Genomic DNA, 19876 nt, shown 5'->3' with positions numbered 1-19876 from the left:
TAGGGAAACCATGTTTCCGTCACCGTCTTTTACTTCAAAATCATATATTGACATTGTATTTACCTCGTTAATTTATAAAAGACTTAACTTGGTTAAGACTTGTTTATTTATTTTAAGGGAGGTAATATATAAAGGTTACTTTATTTCAGTTCGGTGGATTCTTTGACAAAATCATATAGCTGTTCTTTAAATTTGAAAAATTCGTCATTGGATAAATTTTTGGTGATTTCTCTTTCCCATCCGCATGTAATGATGTTAATTTTAACGAATAGCTCTTCTCCATTGTCTGTCAATTTAAGAACATTTCGGCTTTTGTTGTTTTCATCCTTTTTCTTTTCGACAATTCCCTTTCGGACCAATTTTTTTACCATTTTGGCAACATTCGCTTCAGAAACGAATAAGATTTCCGCCAATTCTCTTTGGGAAATTAATGGGAAGAATTTGATGTTGTAGATATATGTCAACTCGCCGTAAGTGATTTCAACATCATTCAGTTTGTCCTTCAAAAAATTATTATAACTTAATAATATGTACTCCATGTACAGGTTTGTCGGAGTTAAAACAATTCTGTCTTTTTGCCAGTTTGAATTATCCACCATGGTATTCCTCAGTTTAAATTTTAGTCAATAGTTTATTTGTCATTTTTTTCATTTAAAATTTAAATATTTTTTAGATTAAGTGATGTGTTTAGCAATTATGCCAAAATTATGTGACAATGAGTTATATTTTCCTTTTTTTGAGTCTGTAAAATTTTATAGGCTTATTTGATTTTTATATGTTTTTGTGTCCAATTTTGCATTTGGAAGTCTAAGAATGTCAGAATTCCTTTTTTAGTTTTGTATAATTTCTTTATTATTTCTGGATTGGTTTGTCTGTAGTAATTTTCTACTTTATTCGATGTTTTTTCTATATTTTCATCATCTAAGTGTTCTACGTATCTGTGAAAGTGATTTATGATGTGTTTTCTTATGAAATCTTTTAATACTACTGGAATGGCTCTGTAATTCTGCAAATATTGCTTAAATTGTTCAATTGCTTCTTGTTTTGAATTTTGTCTGAAGCAATTTTTTAATTCTTGCGCATTTTCGTAAATATAATCTCTTTTATTACCATTTATCTTTTTTCGCCTACAATACACTTTTAATTTGTGATTGATTGTTTGGAATAGGTGAAATGTACATAATTGATGTTTTACTCCTATTTCATCTGCTACATTACGATACATTGGGAATAAATCTGTTGTTAAGCAAATAAATGGTTTATTTGCCGTTGAATCTAGAATAAATTTTTTTTGTGTTTTTTGGTATTCTGCGACGTACTATTCTTTCTGAGACTGGAACATTGAGTATTGCGTCATATAATGTTAATCTGTAGTGTCTAACTCCATTAAGTCTTAAAAATTGCTCATCATATAAATAGTAGCCAGAATATTCAAATTCTTCGTTAGTGATTGTTTCTTCGTGATTTTGATTTGACCAATTTCGGATTGTTTGGTGAGATATTCGTATTCCAAGAAATATTTGGAAGTATTTACTTATTTTACGAAGTGATTGATATCCGATTTTCATTATTTCAGGTATTTTATCAATTATTTCCTGTAAATACTGTTTATTATTTTTTATTAGTGGATTGTTGCTTATTCCGAATTTTTTGTTGCATTTTTTGCATTGATATTGCTGTTCTCTGAATTCTGTGATGTTTCCATTGATATTTTGTTTGTTTTTTGTTATTGTGCCTTTTTTAATTATTTTGTGGCTTCCACAAACTGGGCAAATTGGATTATCATATTTAAAAGTGTTATTTTCATCTAAAAATAGTTTTTGATTTGTATTTTCAATTTTTGGGTTTTTATTGGGTCTTTCTGAAATGATTTTTTCACAATCAATTTTTTCGTCAGAAAAATCAAAAAGTTTAAGTTGTATAAAGTCTATATTACTATTGAGGACATTTAAAATTTGTTTGGTCATAAATTATTATTTGTCCTCACTTATTTAAGTAATTTACTATTTTTTAACCATTTATTTTGAAATTAAAGAAAAATTAGAACGAATTTTTATCGAAGTGAAATTTCAAGTGTAAAAAAATAAAATTTGAAAGAAGCCTATAAAATTTTACAGACTCAAATATTTAAACATAATTAAAAAAAAATATGATTTAATAAATTTGATTTCATAAGTTTGGCATATTAAGCATTTAACTTAAACATTTATTCCCCGTAGGGTAAAAAAACTGAAACTCTAATTTTTTCCGGTTACCATATCCAGATACGGAATTTTGTTTAAAACAAGAAGAATCAAAAGTGATACAATAAATGTGAGAAATACCAGCGCAGGTATTGCAACTATCGAATTGAGAGTTAAAAGAGGAATGAAACTGTTTATGTGCATCTTAAGGATATGCAGAATCATGTAATGTGTGAGAAATATTCCGTAGCTGAACTGGCTTAAAACAGCAATGGCTTTTCCATATTCACTGTCACGTATTTTTGATGACAGATCAGTCCTATCCAGATATTTGAACATTACAAATATGCCTGACGAAATTAAAAGAATGATTACAGTGAAATATCCCAAATATGTGAATCGGGCTGCAGACATTGATTGAGGCACAACATAGCCGCAGATATAATACAGATACAGTCCAAAAGACATGATAAATGTCAAAATAACTGCCCCTTTAAGGCCGATAATTCTATCGAGATAGGAGTTTCTTGAAAGATAATATCCTATAACTGCATAGTTTATAAATGACACATAATAATAAATCAGTGAAAACTCTCGGCCTACACTGATTAAGCCGAACTGCTGCATCAGGATGAATATTACTGAAAGTGCCGCCAGCACATCGAAAAATCTGCTGCTGAAATTAAATTTCTCGGCTATCCAGTTGATGATAAAAATGGCAATATATACAATTATTATCATCCATATAAACCAGAATGCAACCCCCAGTGTACCGCCTTTTCCCAAAAAGATATCAAAGGCATATGAGATTTCAAATGACCCTTTGACGAATATGGCTGAGTATATGATGTAAATCAGCACCCAGAAAAGAAATGGGACAAAAATCCTTGAAAACCTTCTTTTTAGAAATGATCCTAAAGTATCTTTTTTGTTTAAAAGCAGGGCCCCGCTCAGCATGACAAAGATTGGAATGCAAAAATCCCTAAAACAGTCATAAAATGAGGATACATAAAAATTGAATGTCCCCATATCCGCAATAACATATTGAAGTGCAGTATGGCAGAATATTATTCCGATTATTGCCATAAGCCTCAATACATCATAGTAAAATATTCTTGTTTTGGTCATGCTATCTACATATCAGTTTTATTTAATCAAATAAAAAAACATTACATCAAAAATTTTAATGATAAAGATAATTATAAGTTAAGATATATTTTAACATATCATTTTAATCAACCGGAAAGACGTAATTTGCATGCAAGACAAATCATTGGATACAAGAACAAGAAATTTGATATTGGTATTATTTTTAATAGGCGTATTTATGGGCTCACTCGACACAGGAATAATAGGTCCTGTACTGCCTTCAATCGAGCAAAGCTTCAGCATAACAAGCAGAACATCAAGCTGGATTTATACCCTTTTTGTAATAGCTTTCATGATCGGTTCACCGATTATGGCCAAATTTTCTGACTTTTACGGCCGTAAAAGAATTTTCATTATGGATGCGTTTCTATTCGGTTTGGGATCTGCAATGATAGCATTTTCACCCAATATCCATTTTATATTTTTGGGAAGGATCGTCCAGGGTTTCGGATGCGGTGGAATATTTCCTGTAGGTGCGGCATTCATAGGAGACGAATTTCCCCTTGAAGAGCGAGGAAGGGCCCTTGGAATATTGGGAAGCGTTTTTGGAATTTCAGCCATAGGAGGACCTCTTGTCGGTGCGGCGCTTATACCGTTCGGATGGCAGTGGTGCTTTACAATAAACATTCCGATTGCAGTGTTTCTAATGGCCTTTGCATACCATATCCTTCCGGACTTTGGAAACTCAAGAAAGCTTAAAATCGACTATCTCGGAATTGCAATACTTACTCTTCTTGCCGTATTTCTCTCATACGGACTTAACCAGATTGATTCAAGCAATTTCATAAACAGCCTTATGTCATTAAACGTGGCTCCGTATATTATTGCGTTCATTGTGCTGATACCTGTATTTTTCACTATTGAAAAAAGAGCTGAGGATTCCATTGTGGCAATACATCTTCTAAAAAACAGGGACATGGCAATTGCATGTATTGAAACGCTCTCATACGGAATCATTAACTCCACTACAATTTTCATGCCTTCTCTGGTTATTCTTTCAATGGCTTTAAACGACCAGCAGGCAAGCCTTATGCTCATTCCTATTTTAGGAGCCAATGCCTTTGCAGCGCCTATAATCGGAAGAATACTGGATTCTGTGGGATCTCGAAAAATCATGTCATTCGGAACAGTGATTTTAGCCATAGGATTGATTGTAATCGCAATGAAACCTGACAGCATGATTCTTTTTATTGCTGCGGGACTTCTGGTTGGAGTAGGTCTTGTAACCCTTATCGGAGCACCTTTAAGGTACATCGTCCTAAGCGAAACAAAACCTTATGAGAGAGGCTCCGGCCAGGCAATCGTCAACATGCTATCTAGTGCGGGCCAGCTTATAGGGGGAGCGCTCATAGGCGGTATAATAGCTTCATTTTCAGGAATTATGGGTTACATTTTAAGCCTTTATCTGTCTGCCGTTGTTGCATTTATTGCATTCATGTTTACACTGAAGCTCAAAGGCCGTGATGCACAAATTCAAACAATGAAAGAAAACCAATAGTACATTAATTATGGTTGAAAAGTAATTTTTAAATCTACCAGTCATTCAGTTTATGGCTGGTCATGTTAACGTCAAGAGGTGTCAGGCTGGGGCATCTGTCGACAAAAAGGGCATATCCATCAGTGTCGTCGGCATATTCTTTTACCAAATCAGGAGTAATCATAATCAAATCGTCTGAATCGGAATTTTCCTCAAGAGAATAGTTGAATATTTCTGATTTTTCCTCATTCGTATTGTCAATTACAATCTTGTCAAGCATTTTCGGCGACAATGTGGTGATTTTAACCTCTTCGGATTCATAGTTTGAAGGAACATTCAGGTTGAACAGATCAACACCTTCTGGAAATCCGTCATCAATAATCTTTAAAACAAGGTCATGCAGAACTTTTTTTGTCAGTGAAAAGTCATAGTCAACGTACCATTCACCGTTTTCATCCTGTTTGTATGCTGTTTTCGGGTCAACAAACAGTGAAACCGCAATGGCCGGAATGCCGAGACTTACCGCTTCAAATGCGGCACATACCGTACCTGATGATGTAATGTCACAGCTTATGTTGACGCCCTGGTTGATGCCTGTTATTACAAGGTCGGGCTTTTCATCCATTACGTACTTTACTCCCACGACAACGGAATCTGCAGGACTTCCTGAAACTGAATAGGCTTCGCTTCCATCTTCAAGAGTGCATTTTTTAAGTTCCAAATGTTTAAATAATGTCAGACGACGGCCTACACTGCTGTTGTTTACATCAGGTGCCACAACAGTTACGTCTGCCAGGTCTTCAACTGCCTGTTTAGCCGCCAGAATTCCCGGAGCGAATACCCCGTCATCATTGGATATTAGAATGTTCATAATATCAAAACCTTTTATAATGATATTATGATTTTATGTATTAATATTATTTTTGAAAAAAAGTTTTAGAGTACTGCAAAACTCCATGCAGTACAAAAGTCTTAAATTGATTTTAGCAAATCGTAAAGTTCAGGAATTGCCTGTTCGAATTTTACACCATATGTGTGGGTTTCATCACCTATTGTCTTTTCGATTGCCTTTTTTGTAAATTCTCCTGCAATCTTTGCGGCCGCTTCAGGTGATTTTCCAACCATTACTGAGCCTACAAATGATGATGCGAAAACATCTCCTGTTCCGTGGGACATGTAATCGACCTTCTCGTTGTAGACAATTTCGACTCTATCCTCCACTTTGTCAAGAACTATCATTCCCATTTCGTGATTTTCGTTTTCATATCCCTTCAATATCACGTATCTTTTTGTGAACTGTGATAGCTCCCGAGCCATCTCAAGCATTTCCTCCTTTGTGAATTTTTCTTTCCATGGCCTGTGAAGTATGAAGCAGGCTTCGGTTGTGTTTGGAAGTATGAAATCCCCAAGTTTGCAGAGCTCCCCCATCCTGTCAGCAAATTCCTGGTCAAAGACACTGTAAAATTCACCGTTATCCGCCATTGCCGGGTCAACAAATACAATTCCATCTTGTTTGAGTCTGGAATCTATAATATCCTTGATGTAATCCAGCTGTTCTGCTGATGCTATAAATCCTGTGTAGATGGCATCAAAGTCTATTCCTTCCTTCTCCCAATGTTTTCTGATTTCAGGCAGGTCTTCTGTCAGATCCCTAACAGTAAAATCCGTAAACCCAGATGTGTGTGTTGAAAGTACTGCTGATGGAAGAATAGCTGTTTCTATTCCGAATGCGGAAACTACCGGCAGTGCAACGGTTATAGAGCATTGTCCAAAACAGGATATGTCCTGAATAGTTAAAATTTTCGTATTGTCGTTCATTATTTCAACCTATCTAATTTTCACTCCCAATTGTGTATTCTAATTTATGTAAGGTATTATATAAAGCTTTGTTGTACTTTATTGTGCATTACCTTAGCATTCATTTTTGATTCCTTTTGATAGCCCAAAAGTATTGATTTATAGAACAAATTAAATATCCATGAAACAAAATATGACTATGGTAAATAAAACTGTTTGGTCACTGTCATGTGTGTGCTTTTCGCTTTCGACTTTGCTTAGTTTAGTTGGAATCATTTCAGTTATTGAAATCTATTATAATGTTTCCATTTACTATGCAAGCCTATATGCTAGCATTTTTGCCGGAATACTGGGTTTTTCAAGCCTTGTTTTGCCTGCAGTTTTTTCAAGATTCGAAAAGAAGAAAATGATAATCATCATATTGTGCATCACCATAATCTGCAATCTAATCGAGATGTTTGTTTCAAACTATTATGTCGGAGTGATTTTTAGAATCATACCTGCATTCACATATCCGATAGCTGTAAGCGCCGCCCTGACAATCGTCGGAGAGATAAAACCAAATGATACAAACAAGGTAGTTTTAGGGATTTCCTCCGGAAGCATCCTGGGACTTTCCATAACCACATATCTCGGCCTCAATCACGGATTCCAGATGACAATGATCTGGTTTGTACTCATAAACGCCCTGTCATTGCTTTTGGTAGTGCTGTTTATCCCTGAATTTGAAGGAAACAAGGAACCTGTTATGATTCAGATAAGTCACGCCAAATCAAAGCTCTTTGTACTTTCAACATTATTCGTTTTGCTGATGATAATCGGAATAAGCATCACATACAACTACATTCCGCTGTATCTCTCACAGGTGACAGACATAAACGGGGACATGCTTTTCGTTACCCTTTTCCTGATGGGCCTCATATCAATGTTCGGAACCATTTTATATGGATATTTTCTTCAGAAAAACACCAAAATATCAATCATTTTCTATCCGATCGGTTTTATCATCGTCATGTTTGCACTGGGAACCTTTGTCAGATTTCCGTTTTTTGAATTCCTTATTCTTATGATTTTTTCAATCTTCGACGGTTCCATAGATACCGTTGCCCAGTATGCAATAATCTCCTCTTTACCCGAAGCGCCTGAATTTGCAAACGGAATATATCTTTTACTGATTAATTTTTCAATATTTCTGGGAACAATGATAGGAGGAGCGATAATAGACATAATAAGCATACTTTTTATCTTCATCGGTTCCATGATTTCAATGCTTCTCGCACTGCCTTTTGTTCTTGCAAGAGTCAAATTCTACCCAGATAAACAATGATTAACCATTTAAGATATCTTTAAATATTTTTTTAAACAAAACAGATATTATGGTAAATAAAACTGTTTGGTCATTGGCTTGCGTGTGCTTCTCACTGTCAACTTTACTCTCTTTGGTGGGAATCATTTCAGTTATAGAAATCTACTACAATGTATCCATATATTATGCCAGCCTTTATGCGAGCATATTTGCGGGAACACTTGGATTTTCAAGCCTCGTTACACCGGCGCTCTTTTCAAGATTCGAAAAGAAAAAAATGATAATCATCATATTATGCATTACAATACTGTGCAACATAGTCCAGATGTTCATCTCAAACTATTTTGTAGGCCTTGCATTCAGGATGATACCTGCATTCGTCTATCCGATAGCCGTGAGTGCGGCATTAACCATCGTCGGTGAGATAAAACCAAACGATACAAACAAGGTAGTTTTAGGAGTTTCATCCGGAAGCATTCTGGGACTTTCCATAACCACATATCTCGGTCTCAATTACGGATTCCAGATGACAATGCTGTGGTATGTTCTAATCAACGTTCTTTCAGTTGTATTGACATTGCTTTTCATCCCTGAATTTGAAGGAAACAAGGAACCTGTAATTCTCCAGATGAGCCATGCAAAATCCAAACTGTTTTTATTGTCAATACTTTTCGTTTTATTTATGGTAATCGGAATAAGCATCACATACAACTACATTCCGCTGTACCTCTCACAGGTCACAGACATTAACGGGGAGATGCTGTTTGTAACACTGTTCCTGATGGGGCTCATATCAATGTTCGGAACAGTATTTTACGGATATCTTCTTCAGAAAAACACCAAGATATCAATCATCTTCTACCCAATAGGATTTGTAGCTGTGCTTTTTGCAATGGGATTGTTTGTAAGACTGCCGTTTTTCGAGTTCATGGTACTTATGATTTTTTCAATTTTCGACGGTGCAGCAAATACCGTTGCACAGTACTGGGTAACCTCATCCGTGCGCCAGTCACCTGAATTCGCCAACGGAATCTATCTTCTGATGTGCAACTTTTCAATATTTCTGGGAACAATGATTGGAGGAGCAATCATAGACATCATAAGCATAGTCTTTATCTTCATAGGGTCAATGATTGCAATGCTTCTCGCAGTACCGTTTGTTTTAACAAGAATCAAATACTATCCGAATGTCAAATAATTTAAAAATAAACCATCACTAATCAATTCTTTTGAAAAATAAAAAAAAAGAGACAACCTCACAGGCTGAGATTATCTATTGCATGTATAAGTTCCAGCATGTGGGCATCCTTAACGTCCTGTGAGAAGAAACTGTTTTCCTCAAAGTAGAATGCAGGCACACCGTTTTCATTCAGTGGAATGGTAAGGTACGGTCCGCTTGTTGTAAACTCAGGATCATAATAGGATACGTTTTGGGTGCTTTTAGATACGTTCATTGCCAGGCTTTCACCAACACCTCCTGAAACAGGACAGAATACGAAGGTGTTGTGGTCACCGTATGCTCCACCGTGTGCGTGCACGTCACATGCCATTTTATAGCCTCCTTTGACAATCTGAGGATAGACATACTTGTATGCCATATCCTGACCGGTTGCCCTTCCCGGCTGGTCGTCCGGAAGCAGCTGACCATATTGGCTGAAATCCTCAGTCAGGTTTATGATATAAACATCATAGCAGTTGTTGAATGTATCCAAAGTAGGAATCATCTTGAGAAATGTCTTGTGAGTATCGTTTTCAAGAGGATGAACCCCTACTACATAAGCTATTTTTTGACCGTTCGGATTTCCGATGTTTTTTATCACCTCGACAGAACCTAACGGCTCGGTCGTATTGTTTACAATAGTTTCGTGAACAAATTTAGGGTCGCTCAGGGCATTTTCCTCATGACCTGACATGAAGATGTTGCTTATGGCAAATCCCAAAACAAGAACCACTATCGCCAGTATTATGATTAAACGAATTCTATTTTTTAACATCAATGAAATATTAAGTTTAGGAATTAATAAATTTTAGCCAAAACAGGGAAATTTGAAAAAAGTATTTTAAAAGTTAGATACATACATATCAATAGTTATATTAAATGGATTGAAATATTATGAGTATCGAAAAGCTAATCGGAAACACACCGATGATAAAGATTAACTATGAATATGAAGGAAGAAAGGACTGCATATACACCAAACTTGAATACTACAACTATACAGGAAGCATAAAAGACAGAATCGCATTATACATCCTTCAAAAGGAAAAGGAACTTGGAAATCTGAAGGATGGTCAGGCAATTGTTGAAGTTACAAGCGGAAATACCGGTATCGCATTCAGCGCAATAGGTGCCTATATGGGTCATGACGTCCACATTTTCATGCCGGACTGGGTTTCCCTTGAAAGGAGAAATATAATTGAAATGTTTGGAGCCCATGTTCATCTCGTATCAAAAGAGGAAGGAGGATTTAAAAGGGCACTTGAACTTGCAGAAGAGTTCGCCCTCAAAAACAATGCTTTCAGACCACTGCAATTTGACAATCCATTTAATCCTGAAGCTCAATATAAAACAACAGGTCAGGAAATCATCGATAAAATACCTGACGTGAATGCATTCGTATCAGGAATCGGAACCGGAGGGACATTAATCGGAATCGGAAAAAGAATTAAGGACAACAATCCTGATTCAAAAATATTCGCCCTCGAACCTTCCACATTGTCCATCCTCAAGATGGGTATGGAGGAAGGATCCCACATGATTGAAGGAATAGGCGATGACTTTATTCCGGGAATAGTTGACAGAAACATAATTGACGATATCGTGCTGATTGAAGATTTGGATGCAATCAACATGTCAAAAAGAATAGCAAAAGAATTTGGTTTGGGAATCGGAATTTCAAGCGGAGCAAACTTCCTTGCAAGCGTTTTGAAAAACTGCAACGAATATAAAATAGCTACCGTATTTCCCGACGACAACAAAAAATACATAACAACAAAGTTATCAGAAGACATAGACAACGATTCTGAATTGCTTTCAAACAAAATCAAGCTCATTGATTTTGAAGTCATTTAACCTTTTTTAATCATCATCATTTTTTTAACTACACAAATACACCAATACTGAGGAAAAATCATGAATCCGATAGAAATAGACACCGAACAATGCATTCTGTGCTCATCATGCATTGAGGAGTGTCCGAACAATTACCTTTACCTTGAAAACAATGCAATCAAAACCTGCGACAAAGGATGTATGGAATGTGGCCATTGCTATGCGGTATGTCCAAAAGGTGCGATCAATATGGCAAACTACGACTGCAGGGACGAACCTGTCGTTTCAATGACAGAAATTGACAGCGATATGCTTTTAACTGCAATGAAAAGCAGAAGGACAATACGCAAATTTAAACAGCAGCCTGTAGAGGAAGAAAAAATCAGTAAAATCCTTGAAGCCGGACGCTACTCACCTACAGGAGCCAATTCACAAAATGTCTCATATACAATCCTCGGTTCTAAACAAAAAGAAGCAGAAGAGATTTGCCTAAAGCTATTCAGAAGAGGTCAAAAGGTTGGATCTCCCCTTAGCAGTTTTTTAAAGAGAATTGATATTGATGATAATTTCTTTTTCAAAGGCGCACCACTGGTTATTGTGGTTTCAAGCAAAAGCAATGTCGACGGAGGCCTTGCAAGTTCATATATGGAGATAATGGCTGAAAGTCTGGGCCTTGGAGTTCTCTACAGCGGATTTTTTGTAATGTGCACAAAAATGAGCCGCAAGCTTAAAAAACTTCTTGAACTGGAAAAGGGGCATGATGTTGTATCATGCATGGTTATCGGGTACCCGAATGTTAAATATCAAAGAATTGTTCCAAGGAAAGATTTGAAAGTTAAAAAATTATAATATAAAAAAAGATACAAATGGCATGAAATTATTATCTATTCACACCATCTTTTAAGTTTTGGGAAAAATTCCTCTGACATTTTTCTAGCTTCCTCTTCGCTCATGCCTGTAGCTTCAGCAGTTTTTGGAACGCAGAAATCAATCATCTCCTCCATAGTGCAGTCACGTGTAAATTCACCATTCTGATAGCAGTATTTACAGTAGTCTGTACTTGCAGATCCGTCTTTTTCGGTTCCGAAATCATCCTCACCCATAGGCATTGCGCAGGACTGGCAAAAATTCATATCTTCAAAATTCATATACATAGTTGGTCGGCATTTATATTAATAAATTTCCCAAGAGCATTTGATAAATATTTTCAAATTCTAAAAGTGATAGCAGTTGCTCTTTTTAGTCCGGTAACAGTTGTTGCACATCAGACATCTTGACTGAATTTGACTGCCGTTTTTCCAATCTTTCAAAAAGTCATTTTGGCAGACAAATGGCCTGTACATTGAGAGAAATTCAATATCAGTACTGTTCAGCACTTCATTCATATGGTCCCTATTGCTGAACCCTCCACCTACTATGACAGGAACATCAACACTGGAGATAAGCTCTTTGGTATAGTCAATCAGTTCATCTTCACCTGATAATTTTTTGGTAAAGTATAAAGGTGACAACGGCCTTGTAACCTGAATTGAATCAACACCTACTTTTTCAAGCAATTTGCAGGATTGAAGACTTTCTTCAATGCCAAATCCGTCTTTTCTTTCATCAAAAGTGTTTATTTTACATGAGATATGCAGATTCAAATTGTTTTTCATGACCTTAATCAGCTCCAAAACCATTCGCATCCTGTTGAATACATCTCCACCATAATCATCTTCCCTTTGATTGTAATATGGATTTATTAACTTTGATAAAAAGAAATTGTTTCCGATTGATAATTGTATACCGTCAAAGCCACAGAACTGAAGCCTTTGGGCAGCCTCTATAATGTCTGTCTGTATCTTTCTAATATCTTCAATTGTCAGTTCGTTTACCGGAATGTCCAAATCAATTCCCCGATTATATTTGATGAATTCCACCTGTCCCAGGATAGGAACATCATAACTATGGCATATTTCAGCTATCTTACGGGCCATAGTCTGGAAATTCGGACTGCTCATCCTGAATGAATGCTCTTCGAATTTATCTTTTCGATAAATTGAATATAACTCTGAAGTAACCAGTCCGACACCACTTGAAGCTATCTTATCGTATCTCTCATAGATGGCATTCAAGTCATTCTGCTCGGATTCCCACAAACCTGTTCTGATAATGCGGCTGTTTAGTTTCAAGTCGCCTAAGTTACATCTATCAAAAATATCTTTCATATAAAATAATTGAACAAACATATTATAAAAACAAATAAGTAAGTTTAAAATTACTCATGAAAAAAATATAAAATATAATTTATATATAGTCATACTAAGGAGGAATTTTATCAAACTTAACGAAAAAACACTTACTATCGTGATAGCTGCACTGTCCCAGCTGACTCAGCAGCTTATTGCAAACATGACAGTAGTCGCACTTCCAGACATGATTATCGATTTGAATTTCAATGCCGGAAACATTATGGCAGTAAACCTTATATATCTATGTACACTGGTTGCATTCTGCATTCCATTCGCCAAAGTCATTTCACAGTACGGAGTGAAAAGATGTACCAGAATCAGTCTTTATGGGCTTCTTTTATCAGTTGGATTGTCATTTTTTGCAGTGGACCCGTACATGCTTCTGGCTTCAAGATTAATTCAGGGTTTAACTTCCGCTTCCCTTGCAATCAGTATATACGTCATGATTGTTGAGGACATCCCAGAAAGTGAAGTCGGATCAGCATTGGGAATAGTGGTATCTGCAGGATATATAGGAATGCTTGTTGCCCCTTCATTTATGGGAATGATGGTGTATTTTGCAAGTTGGAGAACAGCATTTCTTATTCTGCTGCCAATTATTGCAATACAGTTGATTTTACTAAGCAAGGTTAAAGGTGAATGGACAACCGAAAAAAAACCTATCGACAATATAGGCTGTCTGTTGTATATTGTTATGATGGCTCTCTTTACCATAGGACTTGAAGGCATTGACACATACGGTTTGATATTTGTAGTGATGAGTGCTGTCATCTTTATTTTATTCATCAGACATGAGCGTGGAATCAAAAATAGGATTTATAATCTGAATCTGATGAGAAACATCAATTACGTGATTGGAAACTATGCAGCGATGATAGCATACTTCTGCACTTCAATTACAACTACCACACTTTCATTCTATCTGCTGTACTCAATGGATTTCAGCGAATATATTATCGGTTTGATTCTGATGATTACTCCTATAATAATGGTTGGAATGGCCCCTCCAGCAGGACGGCTTTCAAACAGGATTGACCCAAGGATGATTTCAGGAACCTCCCTGTTTTTGATGTTCCTTTCAATGCTGATGTATACATATATGGACAGATATTCAATTAATTTTGTACTTGTTGCCTGTTTCATTCAGGGTTTAGGTAACGGATTGTTTTCAGCACCAAACAACAAGTATGTCCTGACACTGGTTGATGAAAAGGACCTTCCTGATGCAAGTTCACTTCTCTCAACAAGTAAGGAATTCGGAAAGATTTTAAGCGGATGCATATTTTCAGTCCTTTTGTCAGTGTTTGTTGGAAACACCACTATGAGTTCAGATTTAGAACTGGAAATATTTGCATCCATACATTATATGATGCTTATTTGCGCTATCCTTGCCCTTTCAGGATCATTGCTTTTGTTCTACAGCAGATACAAGTACAAATTAGAAATCAATCCAGAAGTCATAAAGATTTTCAGAAACCTGATGCCCGATTGGATTAAAAGAAGATATGACGATTAAAAAAAATAGCTATTCATCCTCTTCGGATTCTTTTAAATGCTTCAAATAGCTTTCATGGATTTCCTGTGCAAATTCATCATTTCCCTCAACGATTGGTCCGGTATAGTCACAGTCATAACAAATCCACTGTGACCAGTTTTGGGGAATGATCCATTTTACATTTTTTGAACCGCATCTTGGACAAATCTTATGCATCTAATCACCATTTTTTAATTTATTTGCCTGAATATTTAAATTTAATCAAGGTTGTCATTTTTAGCATTTCCTTTTTAAAAATTTAGGTATACCTAAATATTTATATACTATGAAAACATAATACAAATTGAAAACCTATTCATAACGGAGGTAAAAAATATGATAATTGGTATAGAAAATTTAAAACAAAAACAAAAAGAAAAGGAAGAATCAAATTAAATTAATTCTTCTTTTTTATTTAAAACTTTTTTTACAAACATTTTTAAACTAATAACAGATTTCAAAATCTTTTCTTGAAGTATATAACTCCCAATATTTTTCAGCTATTTTTGAAGGCTGGTGAACGTCATCGCTTCCGACAACACCCATGATATTGACGATACCTGCAAATATTCCGTCATCTGCAAGTTCCTGGTTGAGCATCTGCACAAGCTGTCTTAAAGCGGCCTTGTCCATGGACATACATGCAAACTCATAAAAAGCATTAGGATGTACACCGAAGAGTCCTCCAGTAAAGAGAATTGCACCTTCACCCTGCTCTTTCATGACAGGAATGACTTTGGTTGCACTGACCTGCGCTCCGACGACATCTGTCTTAAAGTGTTCAACCATTTCATCAGCTGTGAGCTTTGAAGCGTTGCCCGCATCCATATGTGCGGCATTATATACCAAAACATCTATTGAATCGAATTTAGCTATGACATTGTCGAATGCTTTGGTGAGTGATTCCATATCAGTCACATCAGCCACCTCACCGTAAGCATCAAATCCTTTAGCTTCAAATTCACCCACATATTCATCCAATGCTTCAGCCCTTCTTGCCATCAGTACAACTCTAAAATCGTTTTGGGCAAACTTTTCTGCAATATGATTTCCCATTCCTTTACCTGCACCTACAACTACTATAGTTTTCATATTATCACCTTTTAATTTTAACTAAATATAAATAAAAAAATCATCATATATAATCTTGAAGTGGCATGTGTGCCACCAATCGATACATTTTATTTAAAAGAAGATAATAAATTTATATAATGATTAAAAAAGAGCATATTATAATTTTGCTTTTGATAGCAATTATTTCCATTTTGATTTTTGGAATAATGAATCTGCATCATTCAGACAATGGCAGTGAGATTAAAAACACAACAATCAGTTATGAAACCATCGCAAATGATACGATTAACGACAAAGGATTTGTTCAGGTAATGAGAAACATCGGAAATCCGGAAGGTAAAAAGATTGCATATGTCGTTGGAGTGCATCCCCTTGAAAACGAAACACACCGGACACTTCTGAATATGCTTCCAGGCATTGATGATTTAAACTATAACTATGACATATACATCATCAACGTTACAGAAGATATAGGCCATTACGGTGACGGCTCATCCGATAACAGCCCAGGCCGTCAGAACGGTCAGAACCTTGCTTTAAAATATGTCTATCCAAAAATTGCTGATGGAGATTATGAACTTGCAATCGACATCCATTCAAACATCGGAGCATATCCGTATAAGACATTCGTTTTCATCCCTGTCAAAGAGGGTTTGGGTGTTGATTATGCACGTGAAGTTGGGGAAAAATGCGAAAACATATCATATTATCCTCTTGAATCCACTACAAGCGGACCTTATCTGACAATACCTTTAAATGAAAACGGCGTTCCGGCATTTTATCTTGAAGAATACAGCTTTGCTTCCCAAAGCGAAAAGGACATGCACATGCTTGAGCTTATCACTGCTGTTGACAATCTGGAATTCAGCTAAAAAAAAGGTTAAAACATAGGATTACCTATGTTTATAAATCATAATGGATATTGTGCAATTTATAAAGACATACAGAACTGCTTGAAGGGAATGCGTAAATCATATAGTCCAGCTCTTCAAGAGTAATTTTTTTGTTTATGATGAATGCAAACATGTTTGCAACGTTTTCAGCATCAGCAGCATAGATTTCAGCACCCACAATCTGAAGGTCCTTATCTACAATAACCTTTGCCTCAGCAGTTGTGTCGTTTTTAAGTTCCAGTGAATATGATCTTCCGTATCTTATCTGGTGAACCTCATATTCATCGCTTTTTTCTGCAACATAGGCCGGAACTCCGACTGTTGCAATTCTCGGAATAGTATATGCCACTGCAGGCACTACAGGATATGTTATTTTATCAGCTTTTCCAAGAAGGTGTTTTGCAAGATATTTTGACTGGTGGATTGCAACGGTTACAAGCTTTGCAACACCGCTGTCTGCAACATCCCCTACTGCATAGATGTTTTCCACATCTGTCTGGAGGTAGTCATTGACCTTTATTCCGGTTTTTGTATATGTCAGTCCAACGTTTTCAAGGCCAATATCTTCAACGTTTGCTTCCCTTCCCATTGCAGCAACGACATAATCTCCTGTCAGTTCCAGTCCGCTGTCACATTTTACTGTAAAACCGTTTTCATAAGCCTTATTGTCTATTTTTGCTTCAGGGTCCCTTAAAAGTTCATCTGAATTCTGGGCTGATGTGACATTAAGGACCTTGCTTAGCGGATCATCGATTTCAACGTTTGAAATTACTTCACTTACTGTCTGGTTGAAGTGGAAACGGATATTCTTTTCTTTTAATATTTCAATTACCTTCTGGACATATGGCTGGTGGAAATATTTAAGAGCCATATTTCCTCTGATTATGACATCGGCCTCAAGGCCTGCTTCCGCAAGTATTGATGCGAATTCCATTCCGACAAATCCTGCACCTATGATTATGGCATGGTGCGGAAGCTCGTCGATGTCAAGATAATCGGTACTGTCATGAAGATATTCCTTACCTTTGATATCAGGAATGACAGGCTTGAGTCCTGTTGCGATGACTATTTTATCTGTTGTGAATTTCTTCTCGCCGACCTGTACTGTGTGTTCATCTACGATAACGCCTTTTCCGTGGGCAACGTCAAGGTCATATTCGTCGAATTTACCGTCCAGAAACGGTGCCATGTTGGCTATTCTTTTTCTTTTGAACTTCATGAGACTTGGCCAGTCCACTTCAAAGTTGCCTGCTTTTCCAACGCCTTCGAAATTATCTGCAAGTGCCTTGATTTCATAAGGTGCATCCAAAAGAGCTTTTGAGTTGCATCCTCTGTTTGCGCATGTTCCACCGTACAGGCTTTCCTCAACAATCAGTATCTTAAGTCCGGCTTTTCTAAGAAACCTTCCGCCCTGCCAGGCGGCGTTTCCGCTTCCGATATAAATTACATCATAATCCATAAATTTAACCTCTTAATCAAATACTAAATATTATGTAAAAAACTTGTATTAAATCTTTTGAATACATCACAAACAATGCAAAACCTATTGTTTGAAAAGGAAATTTAATAATTTTAAAAATTCAATCAATTAAAAATAAGATATTTAATCAAACTATTGAAATATCAATCATAAAATCAATAAAACAATACTTTGAAAATAATGCAAAAAATAAAAAATATGGGAAAAATTAATTTCCCATTTTTAAGTGTTTAGTCTCTTCTTCTTATTGAAACGCCAACAACTGAAATCAATGCCAAAAGAACCATCACAATAGGATTACCTGTAGGAGGCAATGTGACAGGTTCTGATGGAACATCGTGTGTTCCATTTTTATGAACTGGTTTAATATCTACAGTAGCGTTGTCATAGTTGTTTGAAAGGTCAGGGTCATAAGTTTCACTCATGACAGCAGCGGCATTTACAAAGGTTCCTTCCCTTAAAGCTTCGGTTACTAGTATGAGGGTTGCCTCTTCTCCAGCATCCAAATCACCTACTAACCAAATGAAATATCCTCTGATGAAAATACCTTGAGATGCGTCTGCACTGATTAGTTTTAAACCTTCAGGCATGGCATCTGCAACAACTACACCTTTGGCAGTATCAGGACCGTGGTTGATTACTGTAATAGTCCAGATAACCTTGTCGCCTACATATGCATATTTGATGTTGACCTCTTTGATGAGTTCCAAATCAGCCTCAGGTGGAACTGTGGTTGGTTCGTCATCATAGTTGTTGGTCATGTCAGGGTCATATGTATCGGATGAAACGTTAGCTTCACCAACAATAGTAGCATCGGTTACGTCAACAACTGTTTTTACTTTCAATGTTACGGTTTTTCCTACTTCAAGATTGCCGATTGTCCAGATACCTGTTTCAGGATCGTACTCTCCATCTGAATCATCTGTATCATAAATTACCCCTTCAGGCAATTTAAAAGATGCTACAGTATTTTCTGCAGTATCAGGGCCATTGTTGGTTACAATGACACTCCAAGTGATTGTGTCGCCGTTGTGAGGAGCTTTATCAGAAACTTCTACAGTAACTTTTAAATCAGCCTCAGGAGCAACATCAACGGAGCTGTTATCCTTATTGTTAGCCATATTAGGATCGTAAGTTTCAGAAGAAACATTCACATCTTGAGTAAGGGTTGTATTTGAAAGTTCTACTTTAGTCTTAACGGTTAAAGTTACGGTTTCACCTACAGGCAAATCACCAATAGTCCATTTTGCGTTTTCACTGTCGTAAGTTCCTTTTTCGGTAGTAGCATTGATGAATTCTAAACCTTCAGGAATAATGTCATCCAATATTGTATTAATAGCATCGTCAGGACCGTGGTTAGTCACGGTTATAGTCCATGTTACCTCATCGCCTATGTGGCAGGTATCATTTTCATGGTCGTTTGTGATTGTTACTTCCAAATCAGCTTCAGGTGGAATAACAGTGCTGTTTGTAGCATTGTTGTTTGATGGATTTGGATCGAAGATATCAGATGTTACGTTAACATAATTCTCAATGGTAGTGTTGGTAGCATTGACAATAGTCCTTAAGACTAAAACTTTCTCATCACCAGCTGCAATTTCATCAATAGTCCAGGTCTTGCCGTCAAATTTACCTGAATAACCAAGATTGATAACTTCAGGATTAATCAACTCTTTAGGCAATACATCAACAACAGTAAC

Annotated in this window: 17 protein-coding genes and 2 pseudogenes; 7 read left to right on the top strand and 12 right to left on the bottom strand. The window is 36.4% G+C overall.

The genetic code is table 11. The features are described 5' to 3' along the window. Positions 1-140: 140 nt before the first annotated feature. The 3 genes and pseudogenes from ACKI2P_RS02685 to ACKI2P_RS02675 all read right to left on the bottom strand — a co-directional run bounded on the left by ACKI2P_RS02685 (position 141) and on the right by ACKI2P_RS02675 (position 3311). Positions 141-599, bottom strand: a complete 459-nt coding sequence (locus tag ACKI2P_RS02685) for a MarR family winged helix-turn-helix transcriptional regulator (RefSeq protein WP_407374764.1) — start codon at positions 597-599, stop codon at positions 141-143. A gap of 161 nt (positions 600-760) precedes the next feature. Next, positions 761-1967: pseudogene (locus ACKI2P_RS02680) on the bottom strand (transposase). Between the two features lie 270 nt (positions 1968-2237). Beyond that, positions 2238-3311 carry an acyltransferase gene (locus ACKI2P_RS02675; RefSeq protein ID WP_407374762.1) on the bottom strand — a complete coding sequence of 358 codons (1074 nt, stop codon included), beginning with the start codon at positions 3309-3311 and terminating at the stop codon, positions 2238-2240. Positions 3312-3441: 130 nt separating this feature from the next. Here ACKI2P_RS02675 and ACKI2P_RS02670 point away from each other — a divergent pair, with 130 nt between their 5' ends. Continuing rightward, positions 3442-4830: an MFS transporter gene (locus tag ACKI2P_RS02670; protein WP_407374760.1), complete on the top strand. Its 1389-nt coding sequence runs from the start codon at positions 3442-3444 to the stop codon at positions 4828-4830. Positions 4831-4864: 34 nt separating this feature from the next. On the opposite strand, the gene surE is transcribed toward ACKI2P_RS02670, so the two are convergent. Together surE and ACKI2P_RS02660 are read right to left on the bottom strand one after the other, a co-directional pair. Beyond that, a complete protein-coding gene (surE, locus tag ACKI2P_RS02665) occupies positions 4865-5680 on the bottom strand; it encodes a 5'/3'-nucleotidase SurE (RefSeq protein WP_407374758.1) in 816 nt (271 codons plus the stop codon). A 101-nt stretch (positions 5681-5781) separates the two neighbouring features. Further along, positions 5782-6627: a pyridoxamine kinase gene (locus ACKI2P_RS02660; RefSeq protein ID WP_407374756.1), complete on the bottom strand. Its 846-nt coding sequence runs from the start codon at positions 6625-6627 to the stop codon at positions 5782-5784. A 160-nt stretch (positions 6628-6787) separates the two neighbouring features. Between ACKI2P_RS02660 and ACKI2P_RS02655 the strand changes: the two genes are divergently transcribed. Further along, complete coding sequence (locus ACKI2P_RS02655) at positions 6788-7933, top strand: MFS transporter (RefSeq protein WP_407374754.1); 1146 nt, start codon at positions 6788-6790, stop codon at positions 7931-7933. A gap of 49 nt (positions 7934-7982) precedes the next feature. Next, positions 7983-9110: an MFS transporter gene (locus ACKI2P_RS02650; RefSeq protein ID WP_407374752.1), complete on the top strand. Its 1128-nt coding sequence runs from the start codon at positions 7983-7985 to the stop codon at positions 9108-9110. 58 nt (positions 9111-9168) lie between these two features. Here the strand turns inward: ACKI2P_RS02650 and ACKI2P_RS02645 are convergent, their stop codons facing one another. After that, positions 9169-9906, bottom strand: a complete 738-nt coding sequence (locus ACKI2P_RS02645) for a hypothetical protein (RefSeq protein WP_407374750.1) — start codon at positions 9904-9906, stop codon at positions 9169-9171. Positions 9907-10025: 119 nt separating this feature from the next. Here ACKI2P_RS02645 and ACKI2P_RS02640 point away from each other — a divergent pair, with 119 nt between their 5' ends. Both ACKI2P_RS02640 and ACKI2P_RS02635 read left to right on the top strand, forming a co-directional pair. Beyond that, the gene (locus ACKI2P_RS02640) at positions 10026-10985 is read left to right on the top strand and encodes a PLP-dependent cysteine synthase family protein (RefSeq protein ID WP_407374749.1); all 960 of its coding nucleotides are present in this window, start codon (positions 10026-10028) and stop codon (positions 10983-10985) included. Between the two features lie 60 nt (positions 10986-11045). Continuing rightward, positions 11046-11813, top strand: coding sequence for a nitroreductase family protein (locus ACKI2P_RS02635; protein WP_407374747.1), 768 nt, complete (start codon positions 11046-11048; stop codon positions 11811-11813). 35 nt (positions 11814-11848) lie between these two features. Here ACKI2P_RS02635 and ACKI2P_RS02630 read toward each other — a convergent pair whose 3' ends face one another. Further along, positions 11849-12112 carry a zinc ribbon domain-containing protein gene (locus ACKI2P_RS02630; RefSeq protein ID WP_407374745.1) on the bottom strand — a complete coding sequence of 88 codons (264 nt, stop codon included), beginning with the start codon at positions 12110-12112 and terminating at the stop codon, positions 11849-11851. A gap of 66 nt (positions 12113-12178) precedes the next feature. Then, on the bottom strand, positions 12179-13171 hold the full coding sequence (locus ACKI2P_RS02625) for an NADH-dependent flavin oxidoreductase (RefSeq protein WP_407374743.1): 993 nt from the start codon (positions 13169-13171) through the stop codon (positions 12179-12181). A gap of 139 nt (positions 13172-13310) precedes the next feature. Here ACKI2P_RS02625 and ACKI2P_RS02620 point away from each other — a divergent pair, with 139 nt between their 5' ends. Then, positions 13311-14711 (top strand): MFS transporter, encoded by a 1401-nt coding sequence (locus tag ACKI2P_RS02620; protein WP_407374741.1) that lies wholly within the window; start codon positions 13311-13313, stop codon positions 14709-14711. 9 nt (positions 14712-14720) lie between these two features. Here the strand turns inward: ACKI2P_RS02620 and ACKI2P_RS02615 are convergent, their stop codons facing one another. After that, positions 14721-14906: a hypothetical protein gene (locus ACKI2P_RS02615; protein WP_407374739.1), complete on the bottom strand. Its 186-nt coding sequence runs from the start codon at positions 14904-14906 to the stop codon at positions 14721-14723. A gap of 267 nt (positions 14907-15173) precedes the next feature. Continuing rightward, the gene (locus ACKI2P_RS02610; RefSeq protein WP_407374737.1) at positions 15174-15821 is read right to left on the bottom strand and encodes an SDR family oxidoreductase; all 648 of its coding nucleotides are present in this window, start codon (positions 15819-15821) and stop codon (positions 15174-15176) included. 119 nt (positions 15822-15940) lie between these two features. Between ACKI2P_RS02610 and ACKI2P_RS02605 the strand changes: the two genes are divergently transcribed. Continuing rightward, positions 15941-16675, top strand: coding sequence for a hypothetical protein (locus tag ACKI2P_RS02605; protein ID WP_407374735.1), 735 nt, complete (start codon positions 15941-15943; stop codon positions 16673-16675). Positions 16676-16706: 31 nt separating this feature from the next. On the opposite strand, the gene ACKI2P_RS02600 is transcribed toward ACKI2P_RS02605, so the two are convergent. Together ACKI2P_RS02600 and ACKI2P_RS02595 are read right to left on the bottom strand one after the other, a co-directional pair. After that, positions 16707-18155, bottom strand: coding sequence for a dihydrolipoyl dehydrogenase family protein (locus ACKI2P_RS02600; protein WP_407374733.1), 1449 nt, complete (start codon positions 18153-18155; stop codon positions 16707-16709). A gap of 251 nt (positions 18156-18406) precedes the next feature. After that, a pseudogene (locus ACKI2P_RS02595) lies at positions 18407-19876 on the bottom strand (hypothetical protein); the annotation flags it as partial.

Origin of the sequence: Methanobrevibacter sp. (assembly GCF_045541095.1) — an archaeon.
In the GTDB taxonomy this organism is placed as follows: domain Archaea; phylum Methanobacteriota; class Methanobacteria; order Methanobacteriales; family Methanobacteriaceae; genus Methanocatella.
The sequence above is the reverse complement of the archived record's forward strand: the minus strand, read 5'-3'. Positions and strand labels throughout refer to the sequence as shown.